The 19,345-nt window shown below is 49.7% G+C and carries 19 protein-coding genes; 6 read left to right on the top strand and 13 right to left on the bottom strand.

Annotated elements, in window-relative coordinates; all coding sequences use genetic code 11:
* Positions 1-13 precede the first annotated feature (13 nt).
* The 11 genes from AC4BAN_RS12820 to AC4BAN_RS12770 form a co-directional block, all read right to left on the bottom strand.
* Complete coding sequence (locus AC4BAN_RS12820; protein ID WP_490564804.1) at positions 14-802, bottom strand: pentapeptide repeat-containing protein; 789 nt, start codon at positions 800-802, stop codon at positions 14-16.
* A 146-nt stretch (positions 803-948) separates the two neighbouring features.
* Positions 949-1,128 carry a hypothetical protein gene (locus AC4BAN_RS12815; protein WP_490564803.1) on the bottom strand — a complete coding sequence of 60 codons (180 nt, stop codon included), beginning with the start codon at positions 1,126-1,128 and terminating at the stop codon, positions 949-951.
* Between the two features lie 29 nt (positions 1,129-1,157).
* Positions 1,158-1,529, bottom strand: coding sequence for a GntR family transcriptional regulator (locus AC4BAN_RS12810; RefSeq protein WP_490564802.1), 372 nt, complete (start codon positions 1,527-1,529; stop codon positions 1,158-1,160).
* A gap of 1 nt (position 1,530) precedes the next feature.
* Positions 1,531-2,265 carry a hypothetical protein gene (locus tag AC4BAN_RS12805; protein ID WP_490564801.1) on the bottom strand — a complete coding sequence of 245 codons (735 nt, stop codon included), beginning with the start codon at positions 2,263-2,265 and terminating at the stop codon, positions 1,531-1,533.
* Entirely contained in the window at positions 2,262-2,480 is a 219-nt protein-coding gene (locus tag AC4BAN_RS12800; RefSeq protein ID WP_490564800.1) for a hypothetical protein, read from the bottom strand. The genes AC4BAN_RS12805 and AC4BAN_RS12800 overlap by 4 nt, the downstream gene beginning before the upstream one ends.
* Positions 2,470-3,321 (bottom strand): ABC transporter ATP-binding protein, encoded by an 852-nt coding sequence (locus AC4BAN_RS12795; protein ID WP_490564799.1) that lies wholly within the window; start codon positions 3,319-3,321, stop codon positions 2,470-2,472. Before AC4BAN_RS12795 ends, AC4BAN_RS12800 begins: the two co-directional genes overlap by 11 nt.
* 319 nt (positions 3,322-3,640) lie before the next feature.
* Positions 3,641-5,044, bottom strand: coding sequence for a dihydrolipoyl dehydrogenase (gene lpdA, locus AC4BAN_RS12790; protein ID WP_490564798.1), 1,404 nt, complete (start codon positions 5,042-5,044; stop codon positions 3,641-3,643).
* 31 nt (positions 5,045-5,075) lie between these two features.
* On the bottom strand, positions 5,076-5,432 hold the full coding sequence (locus AC4BAN_RS12785; protein WP_490564797.1) for a four helix bundle protein: 357 nt from the start codon (positions 5,430-5,432) through the stop codon (positions 5,076-5,078).
* Between the two features lie 125 nt (positions 5,433-5,557).
* Positions 5,558-7,123 carry a 2-oxoglutarate dehydrogenase complex dihydrolipoyllysine-residue succinyltransferase gene (gene odhB / locus AC4BAN_RS12780; RefSeq protein WP_490564796.1) on the bottom strand — a complete coding sequence of 522 codons (1,566 nt, stop codon included), beginning with the start codon at positions 7,121-7,123 and terminating at the stop codon, positions 5,558-5,560.
* A 108-nt stretch (positions 7,124-7,231) separates the two neighbouring features.
* The gene (locus AC4BAN_RS12775; protein WP_490564795.1) at positions 7,232-9,991 is read right to left on the bottom strand and encodes a 2-oxoglutarate dehydrogenase E1 component; all 2,760 of its coding nucleotides are present in this window, start codon (positions 9,989-9,991) and stop codon (positions 7,232-7,234) included.
* Between the two features lie 137 nt (positions 9,992-10,128).
* A complete protein-coding gene (locus AC4BAN_RS12770; protein ID WP_490564794.1) occupies positions 10,129-11,679 on the bottom strand; it encodes an MFS transporter in 1,551 nt (516 codons plus the stop codon).
* A 316-nt stretch (positions 11,680-11,995) separates the two neighbouring features.
* On the opposite strand from AC4BAN_RS12770, the gene AC4BAN_RS12765 reads away from it, so the two are divergent.
* From AC4BAN_RS12765 to AC4BAN_RS12755, 3 genes are all read left to right on the top strand, one after another.
* On the top strand, positions 11,996-12,301 hold the full coding sequence (locus AC4BAN_RS12765; RefSeq protein ID WP_490564793.1) for a hypothetical protein: 306 nt from the start codon (positions 11,996-11,998) through the stop codon (positions 12,299-12,301).
* 68 nt (positions 12,302-12,369) lie between these two features.
* Complete coding sequence (locus AC4BAN_RS12760; RefSeq protein ID WP_490564792.1) at positions 12,370-12,855, top strand: very short patch repair endonuclease; 486 nt, start codon at positions 12,370-12,372, stop codon at positions 12,853-12,855.
* Positions 12,856-12,937: 82 nt separating this feature from the next.
* Positions 12,938-14,695 carry a M28 family metallopeptidase gene (locus AC4BAN_RS12755; protein ID WP_490564791.1) on the top strand — a complete coding sequence of 586 codons (1,758 nt, stop codon included), beginning with the start codon at positions 12,938-12,940 and terminating at the stop codon, positions 14,693-14,695.
* 89 nt (positions 14,696-14,784) lie between these two features.
* Here the strand turns inward: AC4BAN_RS12755 and AC4BAN_RS12750 are convergent, their stop codons facing one another.
* The gene (locus AC4BAN_RS12750; protein WP_490564790.1) at positions 14,785-15,606 is read right to left on the bottom strand and encodes a DUF5602 domain-containing protein; all 822 of its coding nucleotides are present in this window, start codon (positions 15,604-15,606) and stop codon (positions 14,785-14,787) included.
* A 292-nt stretch (positions 15,607-15,898) separates the two neighbouring features.
* Between AC4BAN_RS12750 and AC4BAN_RS12745 the strand changes: the two genes are divergently transcribed.
* From AC4BAN_RS12745 to aspA, 3 genes are all read left to right on the top strand, one after another.
* Entirely contained in the window at positions 15,899-16,114 is a 216-nt protein-coding gene (locus AC4BAN_RS12745; RefSeq protein WP_490564789.1) for a hypothetical protein, read from the top strand.
* 141 nt (positions 16,115-16,255) lie between these two features.
* Positions 16,256-17,437 carry a ribonuclease D gene (locus AC4BAN_RS12740; RefSeq protein WP_490564788.1) on the top strand — a complete coding sequence of 394 codons (1,182 nt, stop codon included), beginning with the start codon at positions 16,256-16,258 and terminating at the stop codon, positions 17,435-17,437.
* A 37-nt stretch (positions 17,438-17,474) separates the two neighbouring features.
* Positions 17,475-18,884 (top strand): aspartate ammonia-lyase, encoded by a 1,410-nt coding sequence (gene aspA / locus AC4BAN_RS12735; protein WP_490564787.1) that lies wholly within the window; start codon positions 17,475-17,477, stop codon positions 18,882-18,884.
* A gap of 257 nt (positions 18,885-19,141) precedes the next feature.
* On the opposite strand, the gene AC4BAN_RS12730 is transcribed toward aspA, so the two are convergent.
* The coding region (locus AC4BAN_RS12730) for a hypothetical protein (protein WP_490564786.1) at positions 19,142-19,345 on the bottom strand (204 nt) is incomplete at its 5' end.

The following is a 19,345-nucleotide window of genomic DNA, read 5'->3' as shown; positions in this document are numbered from 1 at the left end:
GTGCGAGACCTCGTTATCGGTTCATTTGCTGCAGGCTTGCCAACGAAACCTGCTTGTTATTGAATTTGGTGTACTTAAAGTCGTCTCCGCCCTTAAATGCCGCTCCTTTTATGTTGAAGCTATCTGCTATTTTAGCGTACTTAAAGTTTGCGGTACCGGCAAAAACAGCCTTCTGGAAGTTTACGCCCTCCTGAAATTCTGCATACTTAAAGTTGGCCTCCTCACCGAAGGTGGCCCCTGTAAAACTTACGCGCACCGGAAACTTCACGTACTTAAAGTTAGCCTCTTCCCTAAAGTTGGCGCTACTGAAGTTTACCGCCTTCTCGAACTTACTGTACTTAAAAAGGGCTTCCTCCTCAAAACGGCTCCCGATAAAGGATGCCCCACCCTTGAACTCAGCATATTTAAAAGCGCTGCCCTCCTCAAATACGCATCCCTCAAACCGCACTTCCTTCTCAAAGTTTGTGTTGTACACCTCATTGCTGGAGTTGCCAAGGCTTATTCCGTTATCGGGGCTAAAGTAAGCCAGCACATCGCCCTCGAATTTACAGTTGATAAAGGTGATGGGCGCTGTAACCGTGCTGATGAATTCTTTTGAGTCGTACTTGCTTTCTCCGTCTTTAACGCGCTTCATGTTCTGCAGCTTCGTCAGGTCGAGTGAACCGGTTACGGTTACATTTTTGTATAAAACCGCCTCGCCCCGGTTAATCTTAGCAATAATTTCGGAAGCGTTTACGCGTGTTTGCCCCCAGGATAAAAACGGGAGCATGAGCAAGACAAACAGTAACTGTACTTTTCTCATAGTGATTTATTTTAAAGTGGATAGATCTGACAGGATAGGGTAAAGATGCGGGAGCAGGGGCAAAGGTTGCCTGCGTGCAGAATCATTTGAAAAAAGTCCAGGCCTGCGGGGCCCGGACTTTTTCTGTTTAGTAACGAGGCACTCTGCTAAGGCTGGTCCGCCGTTACCGGAGGTGCCGGAGCATGAGGAGCCGCAGGCGGCGCGACCTGTTCCTGTTTACCTGATTCTGACTCCACGGAATAGTATCTGACAAAGCTCAAGGCAACTGTAATACTGATCAGCACAAAGGCCAGCAGACCTAAAAGAAGTTTATTACTTAGTTTCATGTTAATGCGGTTTAAAGGTATGATGTCTGTTAAGTAACATTTGGCTCTGCATACCGGGAGGCATAGGTCTTCAGGTCGTCCAGCGACAGGCCCAGCAGTTTCATGGTCTTCAAGAACACAGGCAGCTCCTCTTCCACAAACTGCTCTTTTTTAAGGGCGATTGTTTTTTCCAGCCCATCGTCTGCCACAAAGTACCCGATGCCTCTTTTGTTGTAAATAACACCCTTGTCCTGCAGGTAGTTGAATGTACGCATGGTGGTATTGGGGTTCACCTCAAACTCCACAGCCATATCGCGGATAGAGGGAATTTTATCGCCGCTGTTCCATACTTTCCTGAGAATATTCTCGAAGAATCGGTTCGCGATCTGTAAATATATGGCTTGATTATCTTTAAAATCCATCTTACACCTGCCTCTCTTTTAATTTGAAAAATGATACAACCAGTAAGTAAAGCGGCAGCACCAACCAGAACAGCACAGGAATAATGTGTTCTGCTATAAACTTGGCGTTATCTTTAAAGTCAGCATCAAGCACCCTGATATTCCTACTTACCGAACCTACAAGCAAGTACCCTACTCCGGAGCTGTAGATGCTTACCACCATAGCAATCACGAAAAGGGCCAGCAGCGTTTTCAGGAAGTTGTTTCCCCTGAATGCTACCGCACCCAGAAAGAAGAATGTCTGCGTTACCAGGAAAGTCCCCAACGGATAAAGAAACTCCTTGCTTGTGAGGGAGAGCACGCTAATAGGCTGCCCTGCCACTAAACCACTTATAAAAGACAGGATAACCATGCCCGCCACAGCTATAAGCAGGTAGATGGGGCCCACGATCAGCCAGGCGCCTACCAGCTTTTCGGCGGTGGAAACCGGCAAGGTAAGAAAGGCATAGCTTTTTTGTGGGGTGTGCATTTCACTAAACACCCTGCTCGTAAAAATGTAGCCGCCCAGAAACAACACCACCAGGAAAAGGGGTACCAGGTTGTATACAGCACTCGGGTTAAAGTAGGCTACCAAACCGGAAATTACGAGCAACACGCCAACGATTGCAGTCAGGGCAACCCACATCGAGCTAATGTTCATGTACAGCTGCCGCTTCAGAAAGTGGCCCAGCCGTGTTAAGTTAAATTCAGTACTCATAGTTTTATCGTGTACAAATGGTCATCAACAATGGTGTTATCCGCGATAACTCCCTTTAAAAAAACTTTAAGAGGATAAGAAAGATTTACCTCCCCTGCCTCCATTAAAAAGGCGCATCCAAAAGCCGCCAGCCCTATCCAGAGCGAATGCAGGCTCAGCTGCAATTGCCTGGGTGCAAAAACGGTTTGTGTTCCTGCGTTTCGCTTAGTATTCATACTTCACGCTGGCAAAATTCTCGATTATCGCAGGGGCGTTTTTCACGATGCCGTTAAAGAGCAACTCCAGGTCCACGCGGCTTTCTACCCCGGTCAGGTTCTTCACGATTCCTGCCTTTCTGCCTTGCAGTTCTTCGGCGTATAGAACTTCCTCATCTGTAACGCCAGCCAGGTTATATTCAAAAGCCAGGCGCTCCGAAATGTCTGCTATGCTGTGGTTAAAGATGATGTTGCCCTGCTCGAGCACGACAATGCTATCGATCAGGTTCTCCAGGTCGCGCACCTGATGCGTAGAAATAATGATGATCTTGTCCTCGTCGAGGGCAGCCGCCATGATCTTTCTGAACTGGCTCTTGGAGGGAATATCAAGCCCGTTCGTTGGTTCGTCCAGGATCAGCACACGGGCGTTGGTAGCCAGGCCGAAGGCGATCAGGAATTTCTTCTTCTGGCCATAAGAAAGCGTGGAAAGCCTGGCATCTTCTGCTAACTCGAACTCAGCCAGGTAGGCGTTTAACTGATTCTGACTGAATTTGGCGTAGAACACAGCATTCACCTTCACAAAGGTGGCCAGGCTGATGGGCGGCAGCTCAAACTCTTCGGGGATCAGGTAAATATCCTGCAGCATGGCGGGCCTGCGTTCTGAAGCCTCCAGACCAAACACCGTGCTCTGGCCGCTATCCGGATAAAGCAGGCCACTAACAAGTTTCAGCAGCGATGACTTGCCGGCACCGTTCTTACCCAGCAAGCCATATATAAAGCCTGGCTGCAAGCTAAGGCTCAGGTTTTCGAAGAGCTGCTTCTTCTTTTTATACCTGAAGTGAATGTTCGATAGTTTTATCATAGTTTTATTGGCATAGTGTATTAGACAACTAGTACACTACAAAGGTAAAAAAGGTTTTGTTATCTCCAAATAATATTAAAGAAATATTTTAGGGACGTTGGTAGTTTCTTGAAGTAGCGGTTTGTACCGAAGAAAAGACAGTATGCTGATGGGGTAGTTTAAAGGGCAAATTATCTGCGCCTGCGTTACCTCGCACCCACTGACGCTCCCTGAAAGGACAGACATTTACAGTATTTGTAAACACGATGAGACCCTGGCAAAGCAAAAGCGCCACCCTTTTCAGAATGGCGCTTTTATACTTTATACTTCAATATCTGGCTTAGATATGGATCGCGCGGTTATCGGTTGCGGCCAGGCAAGCCTCTTTCATGGCCTCGGCATAGGTGGGGTGCGCGTGGCTCATGCGGGCCACATCTTCGGCAGAAGCACGGAACTCCATGGCTGTAACTGCTTCGGCAATCAGGTCTGCTATGCGTGGGCCGATCATGTGCACGCCCAGTATCTCGTCTGTCTCCTTGTCGGCCAGCACTTTCACAAAACCATCTGTATCACCAGACGCCTTCGCGCGGCCAGACGCTTTGAACGGGAACGAGCCTGTTTTATAGGCACGGCCCTGCTCCTTTAGCTGCTCTTCGGTGAAACCCACCGCTGCCACTTCCGGCCAGGTATACACCACCCCCGGAATCAGGTTGTAATTGATGTGCGGCTTCTGCCCCACGATCTGCTCGGCCACCAGCACGCCTTCCTCTTCCGCTTTATGGGCCAGCATCGCGCCGCGCACGACGTCCCCGATGGCATAGATGCCCGGCACGTTGGTCTCTAAATGGTCGTTTACGGCAACCATGCCGCGCTCTCCCATCTGTACACCGGCGTTCTCCAGGCCAAGGCCTTCGGTGTAGGGCTTGCGGCCCACCGATACCAGCACATAGTCGCCCTCAAAGGTCACGTCCTCCCCTTTCGGGTTCTGGGCCGTTACTTTTACCGTTTTACCTTTAGCTACAGCCCCGGTTACTTTGTGGCTCATGAAGAACTCAAAGCCCAGTGTCTTCTTCAGCACGCGCATCAGTTCCTTGCCCAGCGAGCGGTCCATGGTCGGGATAATGGAATCCATGTACTCCACCACCTGCACCTTTGTACCCAGGCGCGCATACACCGAGCCCAGTTCCAGGCCAATCACGCCGCCACCGATGATGATCATGTTCTTCGGCACTTCTTTCAGCTCCAAAGCCTCTGTAGATGTGATGATACGCTTTTTATCGATGGGAAGGAAAGGCAGTGTGGTTGGCTTAGAACCCGTCGCGATGATGGTTTTATCCGTCTCTATCTGTTGCTCTTTGCCCTCTGCATCGGTGATCTTGATCGTGTTCTTGTTCACAAAAGAGCCAAGCCCGAAATACGTATCGATCTTGTTCTTCTTCATCAGGTACGTTATGCCGTCGTTGTTCGACTTTACCACTTCAGCCTTGCGCTTGATCATTTGCTGCAGGTTTACCTGCAGGTTATCCAACTCAATGCCATGCTCCTGGAAAGTATGCGCTGCATTATGGAAGTGCTCAGACGAGTCGAGCAGCGCTTTGGATGGGATACAACCCACGTTCAGGCAGGTGCCGCCCAATACATTATATTTCTCTATGATTGCGGTTTTCAGGCCAACCTGTGCGCAGCGGATAGCCGCCACATACCCGCCGGGGCCAGAACCAATAACTACTACATCGTATTTCACTTTTGGATAGTTAAGAGTTAAAAGTTATGCGTTAAGAGTTGTTCTTTTTCGAAATTAGGATGATGCTGCTTAGCATCTTTTGCAACTCTATGCAGTCTTTGTAAATACTTTCAAAAGCCGCGTTTTCAATTAAATTGACTGCATGCAACAGTCGGAGCCAATAACCCGTTTCTCTTGCTTCTTTTAAAGCAATATGCAACTTATGAATAAAATCTGCTTTGGATTGCGCTGCTACTGCTTCTTCTGTATTTGCACCTATAGAAGTCCCGCTTCTGACTAATTGGTTCGCAAGTACAAACTCCTGCTTCTGATTTTTCAAAAACATATAGAGTTTTACAATCCGAATCGCAAACAGAAATGATTTTTGAGCAACAATGCTATCAGCCATACCTTTATTAGTTAAGAGTTATGCGTTATGAGTTAAAAGTTGGTACGCAGTTACTACATCTTTGTCTGAGACCACTCTTAACTCATAACTTTAAACTCTTAACTGCGCTTGTTATGAGGCGATTTTTAAACGCCTAATAACAAGCGCATCGGATCTTCCAGCAGTTCCTTAACGCGCACCAGGAAGCTTACAGACTCACGTCCATCGATAATGCGGTGGTCATAAGAAAGTGCTAGGTACATCATCGGCCGGATCTCCACCTGACCGTTGATGGCCACCGGGCGCTGCACGATGTTGTGCATACCCAAAATAGCCGACTGCGGCGCGTTGATGATCGGGGTAGACATCATGGAACCGAACACACCGCCGTTGGTGATGGTGAACGTGCCACCCGTCATTTCTTCGATGGAAAGCTTCCCATCACGGGCCTTCTTGGCCAGGCGCACCACCTCTTTCTCAATGCCATCCAGTGTCAGTTGCTCCGCGTTGCGGATAACTGGCACCACCAAGCCTTTCGGTGAGGAAACGGCGATGGAGATATCCACAAAATCGTTAAAGATCATGTCGTTGCCATCGATCTGCGCGTTTACGGCAGGCCACTCCTTCAGCGCCACGGTACAAGCCTTCGTGAAGAACGACATAAAGCCCAGGCCTACCTCGTGCACTTCTTTAAACTTATCTTTATACTTAGTGCGGATGTCCATGATCGGTTTCATGTCCACTTCATTAAAGGTGGTGAGCATGGCCGTTTCGTTCTTCACCTGCACCAGGCGGCGGGCCACCGTTTTGCGCAACGAGCTCATTTTCTCGCGGCGCTGATTACGGTCTCCCGTAGCAGCAGGAGCCTCTACAGATGCAGCAGCCTCTTGCTTAGGAGCCGGGGCAGCGGCTGGTTTGGCAGCAGCTTGCTGTGCGTTCTGGGCATCCTCTTTGGTGATGCGGCCATCACGACCTGTGCCCTGCACATCGGCTGGGTTAATGCCTTTTTCAGAAAGAATTTTTCCGGCCGCCGGTGATGGCGTACCCGAGGCGTAGGTCTGCGCACCGGAAGGAGCGGCAGCTGCCGGCTGTGCTGCCTGTGTCGCAGGCGTGCCTGGCTGTGCCGCCGACTTAGCCGCGCTAGCTCCAGCGCCTGTTACGATCTTGCAAAGCAAGCCGCCTATCTCCACCGTGTCACCTTCTTTGGCCACTATCTGCAGTATACCGGCCGCCTCTGAGGGCAGTTCAAACGTAGCCTTATCAGACTCCAGTTCTGCGATCACCTCATCCATTTCTACCTGATCCCCGTCGTTTTTCAACCAGCTGGCAATCGTAACTTCTGTGATGGACTCACCCACAGTCGGAACGGTCATCTCAACTGTCTGGCCGTTACCTTGCGCAGGGGCAGAAGCCCCTTCCGCTGCCGGGGCAGTAGCTTTCTCAGCTGCCGGTGCAGCCGGAGCTGATGAAGCAGCACCATTCTCTTCAATTTTGCAGATAACAGCGCCTACATCTATGGTGTCGCCTTCCTGTGCTACAATGCGTAAAATGCCTGCGGCTTCGGCTGGCAGTTCGAATGTGGCTTTATCCGACTCCAACTCAGCAATCACCTCATCCGTTTCCACACGGTCGCCGTCTTTCTTCAGCCATTGGGCTATGGTTACCTCCGTGATCGATTCACCTACAGCAGGCACTTTAACTTCTAAGCTCATATTATATTTCTAATGATGAATGACGAATTTTAAACTACGGATGAAGTAGGGCAGTTGGCTACAAACGACCTTATTTAGCTGCCTGCAGGCACCGGCCATACTTCTTTCTTAACTAGAGAACGCGCGTTCCACGATATCCTGCTGCTCTTTCACGTGCACTTTCATGTATCCTGTGGCAGGAGACGCACTGGCCTTGCGGGCAACTACATCCTCTACCTGGCTACGCATGATGCGCAGGATATAGGTCCAGGCGCCCATGTTCTCCGGCTCTTCCTGTACCCAATAGACTTTTGAGTTCTTATACTTTTTCAGTTCAGCCTCCAGCTGCACTTTCGGGAACGGGGCCAACTGCTCCATCCGGATAATGGCCACATCCTTGCGCTTGTTCGTCTTCTGCTCCTCCAACAGGTCGAAGTATACTTTGCCAGAGCAAAGCAGCACTTTTTTAACCGTTTTGGCACTTGCATAGGCATCCCCGATCACTTCCTTAAAGCTACCCGATGTAAAATCCTCTACCGGCGAAACCACCATCGGGTGGCGCAGCAACGATTTAGGCGACATGTTTATGGCCGGCTTGCGGAAGGGCAGCGCCAGCTGGCGCCGCATGAAGTGGAACAGGTTGGCTGGTGAGGTGATGAAGGTGACAAACATGTTGTTCTCCGCGGCCAGCTGCAGGAAGCGCTCCGGGCGGGCATTGGAGTGTTCCGGCCCCTGGCCTTCGTACCCGTGCGGTAACAGCATCACCAAACCGTTCATGCGCTGCCACTTAGACTCTGTGGAAGACAGGAACTGGTCGATCATCACCTGGGCACCGTTGGCAAAATCGCCGAACTGGGCCTCCCAGATAACCAGTGCCTTCGGGTTAGCCATGGCATAGCCAAACTCAAAGCCCAGCACGCCATACTCCGAAAGCAGCGAGTTGTAGATCTCAAAAGAGCCCTGGTCCTCGGCCATGTGGTTCAGGTTGTTGTAAGGAGCACTGGTAACCGCGTCATGCAACACGGCGTGGCGGTGCGAGAACGTGCCCCGCTGCACATCCTGGCCCGAGAAACGCACGATATGGCCATCCAGCAGGATAGAGCCGTAGGCGAGTAGCTCGCCGGCGGCCCAGTTTAGCTGGTTTGTTTCGAAAAACATCTCCTTGCGCTCCTTGATGAGCTTCTCGATCTGCTTCAGTGGCTTAAAACCCTGCGGCAAGGTGGTGAGTGCCTGGCCTACTTTGGCTACTGCCTCGGCCGAGATGCCTGTGTCAGGCGACTGGTTAAAATCTTCCGGCTTCGAGCGGCGCAGTTCCTGCCATGCCATCTCCATCTGCTGGTAGTTGTAAGGCAGTGGTTTCTGCTTTACCAAATCCAGCCGATCCTGCAGCATCTTGCGGAATTCCTTATCCATGCTCTTGGCCAGGTCCGCATCCACTTCCCCTCGCGTAATCAATTCTTTGTTGTATACCTCACGCGGGTTGGCGTGCTTCGAGATAAGGTTGTAGAGCTGTGGCTGCGTGAATTTCGGCTCGTCCGACTCGTTGTGGCCATGGCGGCGGTAGCACACCATGTCTATAAAGATATCGTTGTTTACCTTCTGGCGGTACTCCATGGCAAAGCGCATGGCAAAAACCACCGCCTCCGGATCGTCGCCGTTTACGTGCAGCACGGGCGCATCGATGATCTTGGCCACATCAGTACAGTAGATGGAGGAACGGGCATCCTCAAAATCTGTGGTGAAGCCTACCTGGTTGTTGATCACGAAGTGGATGGTGCCGCCGGTGTTGTAGCCTTCCAGGTTCGCCATCTGGGTTACCTCGTACACCACACCCTGGCCTGCTAAGGCAGCATCGCCGTGAATGAGGATGGGCAGGATCTTATCGGCGTCGTTATCATACAAGGTATCGATCTTGGCACGCACGAAGCCCTCTACCACCGGGTTTACCGCTTCGAGGTGCGAAGGGTTGGGGGCAAGCTTCAGGTTTACTTTGTTGCCCGATGGCGTAATTACCTCCGAGGAGAAACCCATGTGGTATTTCACGTCCCCGTCTCCCATGGTCAGGTCCGGCACGGCCGTACCCTCAAACTCCGAGAAGATCTGCTCATAGGTTTTGCCCATAATGTTGGCCAGCACATTCAGGCGGCCACGGTGCGCCATGCCTATCACCACTTCCTCTACGCCCAGCTCGGAGCCCCGGTCTATGATGGCATCCAGCGCGGCGATGGTTGTTTCACCACCTTCCAGCGAGAAGCGTTTCTGGCCCAAAAATTTGGTGTGCAGGAAGTTCTCAAAAACCACCGCTTCGTTCAGTTTAGAGAGAATCCGTTTCTTGTATTCAATAGAAGGGTTGAAGTTCAGGAACTCCTTCTCCACCTTTTCCTTGAACCACTCCAGCACTTCGGCGTCACGGATATACATGTACTCGAAGCCGATAGCCCCTTCGTAGATCTTCTTAAGCGCTGCCTCAATGTCGCGCAGTGTGGCCGGGCCAATGCCGATGATCTCCCCAACCTGGAACACGGTGTTCAGGTCGGCTTCTGTCAGGCCGAAGTCGGCCAGGTCCAGTCTTGCCTTACGGTCCTTACGATCGCGCACCGGGTTGGTGTGGGAACGCAGGTGGCCGCGCGTGCGGTACGCGTGGATCAGGTTGCGGACGGCTACCTCCTTCTCCGATTCCCCGGTTGCCGCAGCCCCTTTAGCGGGGGCAGCAGGGGCTACACTGGCAGCAGCCTCGTGGCCGTTTTCGCCATAGGCCGTGGCGAACTCGAACCCCTCAAAAAACTTGCGCCAGCCAGCATCCACTGACTCGGGGTCCTGTTTGTAGGCCTTGTATAACTCATCAATATAATCGCCGTGTGCGTTGGCGATGTAACTATATTTATCCATAGGAATTGCAACTAGTGTAAAGGCAAAGTTAACAGTATTATTCAGAAATCAAATTTCTTTAATTCGCATAAGCAAATACCCCTTTAATACAGCAAGATATGATACGCAATCCATTCACTTGCAGGCTACCTGAATGCTCAAGGCATTGACGCACTGCATTTTTTGGGGATGATAACCAGCGCGCTTAAGGCTGACAAAAGCGCTAAACCAGCGCAGACACGCATGATGAGCGCATAGGCCTCTAGGAAAGCGGCATCTAACACCGCCTGCACCGCCGCCTTATGCGCGGGCGCTATTTCTGAGGGAGCGGAGGCGGCCCCAAGTTTGGTCGCTTCTGCCAGCAAGGCTTTCTTTTCAGGCTGCGATAACCCTATGGTGGCTGTCCGTTCTATGATGCCAGCGGTAAACGAAGTGACCGTTAGGGCGCCAAGTATGGCAATGCTTAGCACACCTGCAGCTCTGCTCACTGCGTTATTCACGCCCGATGCGGTTCCTGTAAAGCGCTCTTCTACTGCGCTCATGACGGCGGTGGTAAGCGGGGCTACCGTAATGGCCATGCCGGCTCCGAATACCAGCATGCCCGGCAGGTAAGTAACCCAGTAGTCCGTAAACCCGCTGGTTTGGCCTACACCGCCTAACAGCACGAAGCCAGCCCCAACAATGCCAGGACCTATCACTAAAAACCACTTGGGCCCATAAAGGGCAGCCGCACCTCCCATCTTGCGGGAAAACAGGATCAGCATGAGTCCGAAGGGGAGGGTTGCCAACCCAGCCTGCAATTGCGAGTAGTGCTGCACCTGCACCAGGTTAAGCACCAGAATGAACAGCCCGGCATTCAGCGCGCCGTAAAGCAGCAACGTGAGCAGGTTGGCTCCCGAGAAGGTCTTGTCAGTGAAAAGCCCCAGCGGCACCATGGGGTGTTTCGAGGCAGTTTCTATCCAGAGGAAAAGCAGCAGGCTTACGGCACCTGCGACCAGCGAAGTTAACACCAGGGCATCCTGCCAACCGCGTTCTGCCACTGCGATAAACGCGTAGGTGACACCTGCCAGCCCGACTACAACAAAGGCGGCCCCAGCCCAGTCAATCTTGCTTGCCTGGGCTGGCTTGCGCGACGACGGCACCTTGAAGTATAAAACGCACAAAGCCAGCAACCCAAGCGGCAGGTTAAGGAAGAATACAGCCCGCCACCAGCCCAGATCCGCTAAAAAACCTCCCAGAGCCGGCCCTGCCATCGTGACCATGGTTGTAACCGCCGACCAGGTGCCGATGGCTTTCCCTCTTTCCGCTTTCCTGAAATAAGATGAGATCAAGGCCAGGCTGCCGGGCACCATCAGCGCCCCTCCTATGCCTTGAAAAGCCCGGAATACGATCAGGACGGTGGCAGACGGAGCCAGGCCACACCCCAGGGAAGCAAGCATGAAGAGCCCGATGCCTACCATAAACACGTTCTTCCTGCCTAATTTGTCACCCAGTGTACCACCCAGTAATATCAGCGATGCCAGAAACAACAGGTAAGCGTTAATGACCCAAAGCAGGTCGGTGGCAGAAGCGCCTAAATCGTTTTGCAAGGAAGGCAGCACCACATTTAAAGCAGAGCCATCTATAAAAGCCATTGCCGAGGCAGTGGTGGCCGCCAGCAGCACCCATTTGCCGGTAGCTTTGTCCGGCCCTGAAGTAGCATCATTCATGTTCAGTAGTATAAGCTATCGCCGCATAAAAGTTATCTCTATTTCTCTGCTCCTTAACTTGCTGTAATCCCAGGCCGCATGTTACCTTTTGTCACTTTGTTCACGCTTTTATCAGGCATTTATGCCGCCTGAAGCAAGCAAACCCCGGAATCGTGTAATGCTAAGCACTTAAAAGGCATGTTACCTAAACGGCATTAGTTTCCTCTGATATGGTTTTTTTTAACACTACTTTTAATAAGGCCGGTACAAACATTTAAAAAATAAAAAAGCGTTAGCCGCTTCCTGCAACCTAGTTCATACAATTAAAAAGATCTTTATGTACAGCGTTCTGTTAGAAGAGCTTTCGAAGGCAATTGGGGCACGGCAGCTCATCCAGTTTCACTATCAACAGCACATGTATGTGGCCGAGCCCCACCTGCTGGGCCGAAACCACAACAAGCAGGATTGCCTGCTTGCCTGGGTTACCAACCATCCATCGGCATCCATACAGCAAGATGGCTGGCATACGTACCCTTTCAGTATGATAGAGCACATGCAGGTACTGGAGGAAAGATTTGACAAGCAAAGGCCCGGTTACGATCCCTACGATAGCGCAATGGCACGGATTTATTATCGCCTCTAGTCCTTTGCTGAGGCACTTTCGGGACAGCCGCTGTGTTATGTTGGCATTACATACACCTAGCTTTTGCCTTGCCCAAAAAAAGAAAGAAATACAGCGCTTTACCTGTAAGGCCACTCTTGACTGCCCAGGAGAAAATCAGCCGCTACATGCGCGGCAACAAAGCCAGGGATACGCAACCGGAACTGCGGCTACGAAAGGCCTTGTGGCAGGCCGGCATGCGCGGTTACCGTATACACTGGCCGAAGGCGCCCGGCAAACCCGATATCTGCTTCCCGGGCCGGCAACTGGCAATTTTTGTACATGGCTGTTTCTGGCACCGCTGTCCGCATTGCCAGCCCGGACTGCCCAAGAGCAACACCCTGTACTGGCTTGATAAGTTTGAGAAGAACATTTTGAGAGACGACAAGTATAAGCAGCAATACCGTGAGGCCGGTTGGCTACGACTCGTTATCTGGGAATGCCAGCTACGTCACAACCTGCCGGCTTGCCTTACCATGCTTAAAGAACTTCACCAGGGCGTGCCGGCAAGCTGGCAAGTGCCTGTAGCCGTATAGTGAATTTACAGCGTGTCGGCCTTAAGCCCTACAAATTGCGTTGAAATTACTTATCTTGATTGAAAACTATACTTTTAAACCTATGAAAAAGTCCATTCCGCTGCTGGCTCTTGTTGGCTTGCTGGCATTTAGCTGTAATGAGAGTTCCCGGCAAGTTGCTGATACGGAGGAGAAGGATGCCGCCGAAATTGCATCAGCCGATAGCGCCCTTCTGCAACCAGCGCTTGCGAGCATAACGGCCAACGACCTGCTGCAACACATCAAAATTCTTGCCTCGGATGCTTTTGAGGGCAGAAGCCCCGGAACAGCCGGCGAGGATTCGACTGTAAACTACCTGACGCGCCAGTTTAAAAAATTGGGCCTTCAGCCGGGGAATCCGAACGGTACTTTTGTGCAGGAGGTGCCGATGTTCGGCTATACCCCACAGCCTGCGGCAACCATAAAAGCCGGAGGTAAAACAATAAGCTTTAACTTCCCGACAGATTACGTAGCCCTTACCCGCCGCTATGTGCCTGAGGTTAATATCAACAACTCCGACCTGGTTTTTGTTGGATACGGGATCGTAGCCCCGGAATACGGCTGGGATGACTACAAGGATGTGAATGTAAAAGGGAAAACGATCGTGATGCTGGTGAATGACCCGCCGATCCCGAGCGCGACAAATCCTGATCAGTTAGACAGCACCATGTTCGGTGGCAAGGCAATGACCTATTATGGCCGTTGGACCTACAAGTATGAGATTGCCGCCGAAAAAGGTGCTGCAGCAGCCATCATTATTCACGAGACAGGCCCTGCAGGTTATCCTTATGAGGTGATATCCGGCAGCCATAGCCGGGAAGGTTTTGAGATCATCACGCCCAACAAGAACATGGATCGCGCGAAGGTAGAGGCCTGGATTACCGAGGCCAAAGCAAGGGAACTCTTCAGCGCCACCGGCCATACCTTCGAACAAATGAAACAGCAGGCGATGAAGAAAGACTTTAAGCCTGTTCCCCTTAAGGCTACTGCCAATTTCAGCATCAAGAACAAGCTGCGCGAAACCAAGTCTAAAAACGTAATAGCCAAACTGGAGGGCTCAGACCCTAAGCTGAAAGATGAGTATGTAGTTTACTCCGCTCACTGGGACCACCTGGGGAAAGACCCTAAATTGCAGGGCGACCAAGTGTATAACGGAGCCCTCGACAATGCCAGTGGTACAGCGGGTTTGCTGGAAATTGCGGAGGCATTCACAAAAATGAGCACAAAACCGAAGCGCTCTATTTTATTTCTGGCTGTAACAGCTGAGGAGAAAGGTTTGCTCGGCTCAAAATATTATGCCACTAACCCCCTCTATCCGCTCCAAAAAACAGTGGCAGACATTAACATGGATGGCCTGAACGCCTACGGACCTACGGAAGACGTGGTAATTGTGGGCTTCGGCAACTCTACCCTGGATGACGTATTAGCCGATGCCGCTGCTACACAGCAACGCCGGATTGTACCTGAAGCATCGCCTGAAAAGGGCTCTTTTTACCGATCAGACCATTTTGAGTTCGCAAAACAAGGTGTTCCAGCGCTCTATGCTAAATCCGGGGTAGTGGCCCGAAACCAGGCGCCCGATTATGTTCAGAAATGGCAGGATAGGTATACGGCAGAGGATTATCATAAACTAACCGACGAAGTGAAGGATGACTGGAACCTGAAGGGGGCGGTAGAAGATCTGCAGTTGTACCTGAGGGTAGGATACAACGTGGCCAATTCTACAGAACTTCCTGCATGGAAACCCGGCACCGAATTCAAAGCCAAGCGCGAGGCCATGCTTGCTGTGCCGCCCGACAGCGTTAAGTCAAAGTATCAATAAGTATTTTTAACATTGCTTGAAAAGGCCTTCCGTACTGCGACTTTACGGAAGGCCTTTTCAACAACAGTAAATAACTAAATCTACTTAGTTTATTTATTTCTCCTGTATAAATCTGTTAAGGCGATTGAATACTCCCCTGAAGCAGCTTTATACTCCAGTGTATAACTCCGCGGGTAATAGCCCGGCTTACCAGCTCTCAGCAACTGCGTAACCGGAGCCGTTTCTGATCCACTTAGCTGCTGCAAATAAGCACGGGTTACCATTGGCTCAAAAAACGCCAGGTGCTCTCCGATACTGCCATATATAAAAGTTTTTGTGAACATACCGCCTTGCAACTCTGGTGAGGTCACGTCTACCCAATGTACACCCATGCGCGGAACAGCAACTGCATCAGACCCTGGAGGGCCGAACACGTAAGTTGCCGGAAACAGATCCCCAATCAACTGCACAGCCTTCGGATCCACGCCCCCTTGTACCTTATTGCGCTGTCCGTTTGTGACCGTATAGAAATGAAAGTCGAAGTGCGGCAAGTCATAAACATGCATTGGCTCATGGCCCATCGGGTTCCAGTCCAGCACGATTGTCTTCACCCCTGTCGCATGTGCTTGTCCGGGCATGTGCAGCTCATACTCAGCCATCTGAGCTGGCAGATCCCCCTCCAGGGCCTCTTTCGAGATGTTTATGCCCAGGGCAACCGGCTTACCTTGTACTGTTTCTACCCAAACGCGTGCCGTTCCCTCACCTACAGTTGTATAAGGGCCATAGTATACAGCTACTTTTCCCGGCTTAGCATTGGTAGTGGCTTCAGTCTGTAAACCAGGCGCAACATCTTCCTGATTTTCACAGGCTGTAACGAGCAGGCAGATGGGCACTAACAGTGCTGTGGCAGTTTTTAAAATGTTTCTCTTCATAGTATGTTTATTTTAGGTGGATAATCAGCTCTCTCTAAGTTCTTTTTACTGAACTTCTAGAAAGGAAAAATTGCTACGCAACTTACAAAGTATGGCGTGAACAATAAATTCTTTAACTTTAAAAACTATCACCTTCACTACCCTTTTCAGGCAATCCACGTTTACCCTGCTTTTTTGGAAGTCCGCCAGCTAATTATTCGTATTGGCTGATAACTAGCAAAAAGCCCTCTTACCATGGGTTACCTCTACTGCTTTTCTTTTATTAAATCCTGTACATCAACATATTACGATTATGAAAAAGTATTGGAAATTAGCATTTTGTGTTTTCGCTCTTTCTGCATTCACGGCTTGTGGCAATGAAAACAACAGAGCAACCGAAACTGAAACAATGGAGTCGACGGACAAAGTTGACACAGACATGGATCAGGATACAGTTATCTTAGAGGATACCACCATGAACGATGCCGTGATGGAAAATATAAAAGAGGAACAGCCTAGGGTACAGTAAAATTTGTAGTATCATTTAAAAGTAGGGGTCCTGCCAAAAGGCAGGGCCCTTTTTTTGTAGGCATCGTTCTGAACCGCTTAACTGATAAAAGAATACAAGAATAAGGCATGGATATGGTATAAAACATTTTTAACTTTAGGAATGGAAAATACACCTCTAATGCATGATGGCGTGACCATTAAGCTAATTGAGACAAGCGAACAGTTGCAACTAGCCGTGGAAGCACTTCAAGAGAGCACGGAACTGGGGCTAGACCTGGAATTTGATCAGCACCGCTTCACATACGGCTTCAACCTTTGCCTAATTCAGATTGCAGACCAACACGGCACCTGCTATATCATCGATCCGCTCTGCATTGATGACTTACAGCCTGTTTTTAAGCTAATAGAAGATGAGCGCATCACGAAGATAATACACCACGCTAATAACGATATTCTGCTGCTGAATAAGCTTGGCTGCAATATCAAATCGGTGCTTGACACAGATGTAGCTGCAAAGATTATTAATTATGAGCGTTCGTCTCTGGCCACTGTGCTGAAGGAAGAGTTTGGTAAAGAAATAGATAAATCGCAGCAGTCCAGTAACTGGAACAAGCGCCCCCTAACCGAGGCGCAACTACGATACGCGGCGATTGACGTCATTTACTTACACCGCATTAAAGACAAACTTGTGCACGAAATTGAGCAGTTAGGCCGTCTGCACTGGCTTCAGGAAGAAAATCAGCTGCTCCAAAAACTACAGTATTCTGAGCCCGAGAACCCGCACCTTAAGCTAAAGAATGCCTTCAGGCTTGATTTTTTTCAGCAATACATCCTTAAAAAACTATTTGCTTTTAGGGATGAGATGGGCAAGGCCTTTAACAAACCTGCACCCTACGTTATACCCAACGAGGCTTTGGTCGAACTGGCCCAGGATTATGACACGGATATTCATGAATGGCTCAACCATACGAAGGGCATACATGGTGGCCTAAAAAGGTCTCCAAATGAAAATTTACTGTCGAATGCGGTAAAGAAGGCAATAAAAGATGCGAAGGATAATCATATCAGCCACGATTATCCTGAAAACAGATGGCTCAGACCTATACGTTCTGCAGAATCGGAGCAGCGCAAAGACGCGCTTACCCAGGTTCAGAAGAAAATCATGCAGCAATATGGTGAGTATGCTTCCCGGCTTATTATTACCCAAAGCGTGATCAATGAATACAGCCAAACAGGAAAACTCATTTGCGTAAAGCACTATGCATCTAAAATTGTAATGGATACCGCTCAGGGGATGAACATAAAATTGCCTGCACCTACTGTAAAAGAAACTGCTAAATAACCTTACCTACTCCACCTAACTTGATCATAGCAATAACATGAGTGAATTCAGAACTGAGCATGACTTTCTTGGTGAACAAGAAATACCGAACGAACTTTACTACGGCATCCAAACGGCCAGAGCACTTGATAACTTTAATATCACGGGCATTCCTATCTCCAAAGAGCCTCTTTTCATTCAAGCTTTTGGGTACGTAAAGAAGGCTGCCGCAATGGCCAACCGGGACTGCGGGGTATTGACACCAGAAATAGCTGAAGCAATTTGCCTGGCTTGTGACAAACTAATTGCAGGGGAATACCTGGATCAGTTTGTGACGGATATGATCCAGGGAGGAGCAGGCACTTCGGTAAATATGAACGTGAATGAGGTGATCGCCAATATTGCTTTGGAACTGCTAGGGCATAAGAAAGGAGACTATGATTTCATCCATCCGAACAATCATGTCAATTTCTCTCAGTCTACGAACGATGCTTATCCAACTGCTTTCCGTCTGGCCCTTTTCAGGAAGATTGATAGTTTTATAAAAAGCTTAGAAGCGTTAGAACAAGCTTTTGGCAGAAAGGGAGAAGAGTTTAAGAATGTGCTTAAAATGGGGCGCACGCAGCTACAGGATGCTGTGCCCATGACATTGGGAGCAGAATTCCACGGTTTTTCCACCACGATTAAAGAAGATATTCAAAGGTTGCACGAAGCCAAAATGTTGATCTGTGAGATCAACATGGGTGCCACTGCCATTGGAACCTCTATCAATGCCCCCGAGCGCTATCCTCAGATCGTAACTGATCATTTGAGAGCGATAACAGGTATTCCTGTAGTGCTTGCGGAAGATCTAATAGAAGCGACCTGCGATACTGGAGCCTATGTCCAAATTTCTGGTGTGCTTAAACGCAGCGCTGTCAAAGTATCTAAAATCTGTAACGACCTACGCCTTCTTTCCTCAGGCCCGAGAGCAGGCATTAACGAGATCAATCTGCCACGCATGCAACCCGGCTCTTCCATCATGCCGGGTAAGGTTAACCCCGTTATTCCAGAAGTTGTTAACCAAACAGCCTACTATGTCATTGGTTCCGACGTCACGATTACAATGGCAGCAGAAGCGGGTCAGTTACAACTTAACGTAATGGAGCCTGTTATTGCCTTCAGCTTATTTTCCTCTCTGACTTACCTTGAAAACGCCTGTTATACTTTGCAAACCAAATGCATCGACGGTATTACGGCAAATGAGGAGGCTTGTAAGAATATGGTGATGAACAGTATCGGAATTGTCACCTTACTGAATCCTATGCTGGGGTACGAGGTTTGTTCCTCTGTTGCTAAAGAAGCACTGTCTACCGGTAAATCCATACACGACATTACAGTGATTGAAAGGGAATTGATAACGCAGGCAAAATGGGATGAGATATTTTCCATTGATAACCTAATCAATCCAAAGTTCATAAATAGCTAACCTCAATTGTAACTTGCTAACAGGTCAGATTTTAGTTTAACTCCTTTAAAATGGAACCTCTAAAAAGTTAGCACACTTCTCTATATAATCTTATGTGGTTTAAATAACGGTTTAATGTTTTGATCAACGATAGTTACAATTGTTTGTAGTTTCACCTTGGTTTCTAGGTAAGTTTTAAGACAAAACACCCACTTCAGTACTCTTGAAGTGGGTGTTTTGCTTTAAAGCTTTCTCACGCCTGCGCAGCTCCCCGTTGTTCAGGCTCGCTGTGCCGGCATTCTCCATTTCCTCTGCCCCGCACAGTTTGCCGTGCGGAGGTTGGGCTGGTGGGTTGGGTTGTTAAACGCAAAGCGGGGCAGGCCCTGTTGGACCTGCCCCGCAGGGGTGTGGGGTTGGCGGCCACCTACTCTCCCGGGTGTGACCCCAGTACCATCGGCGCGTCCGGGCTTAACTTCTCTGTT

This window comes from Pontibacter sp. GD13 (assembly GCF_058216355.1).
This window is presented reverse-complemented; position numbering and strand designations above follow the sequence as displayed.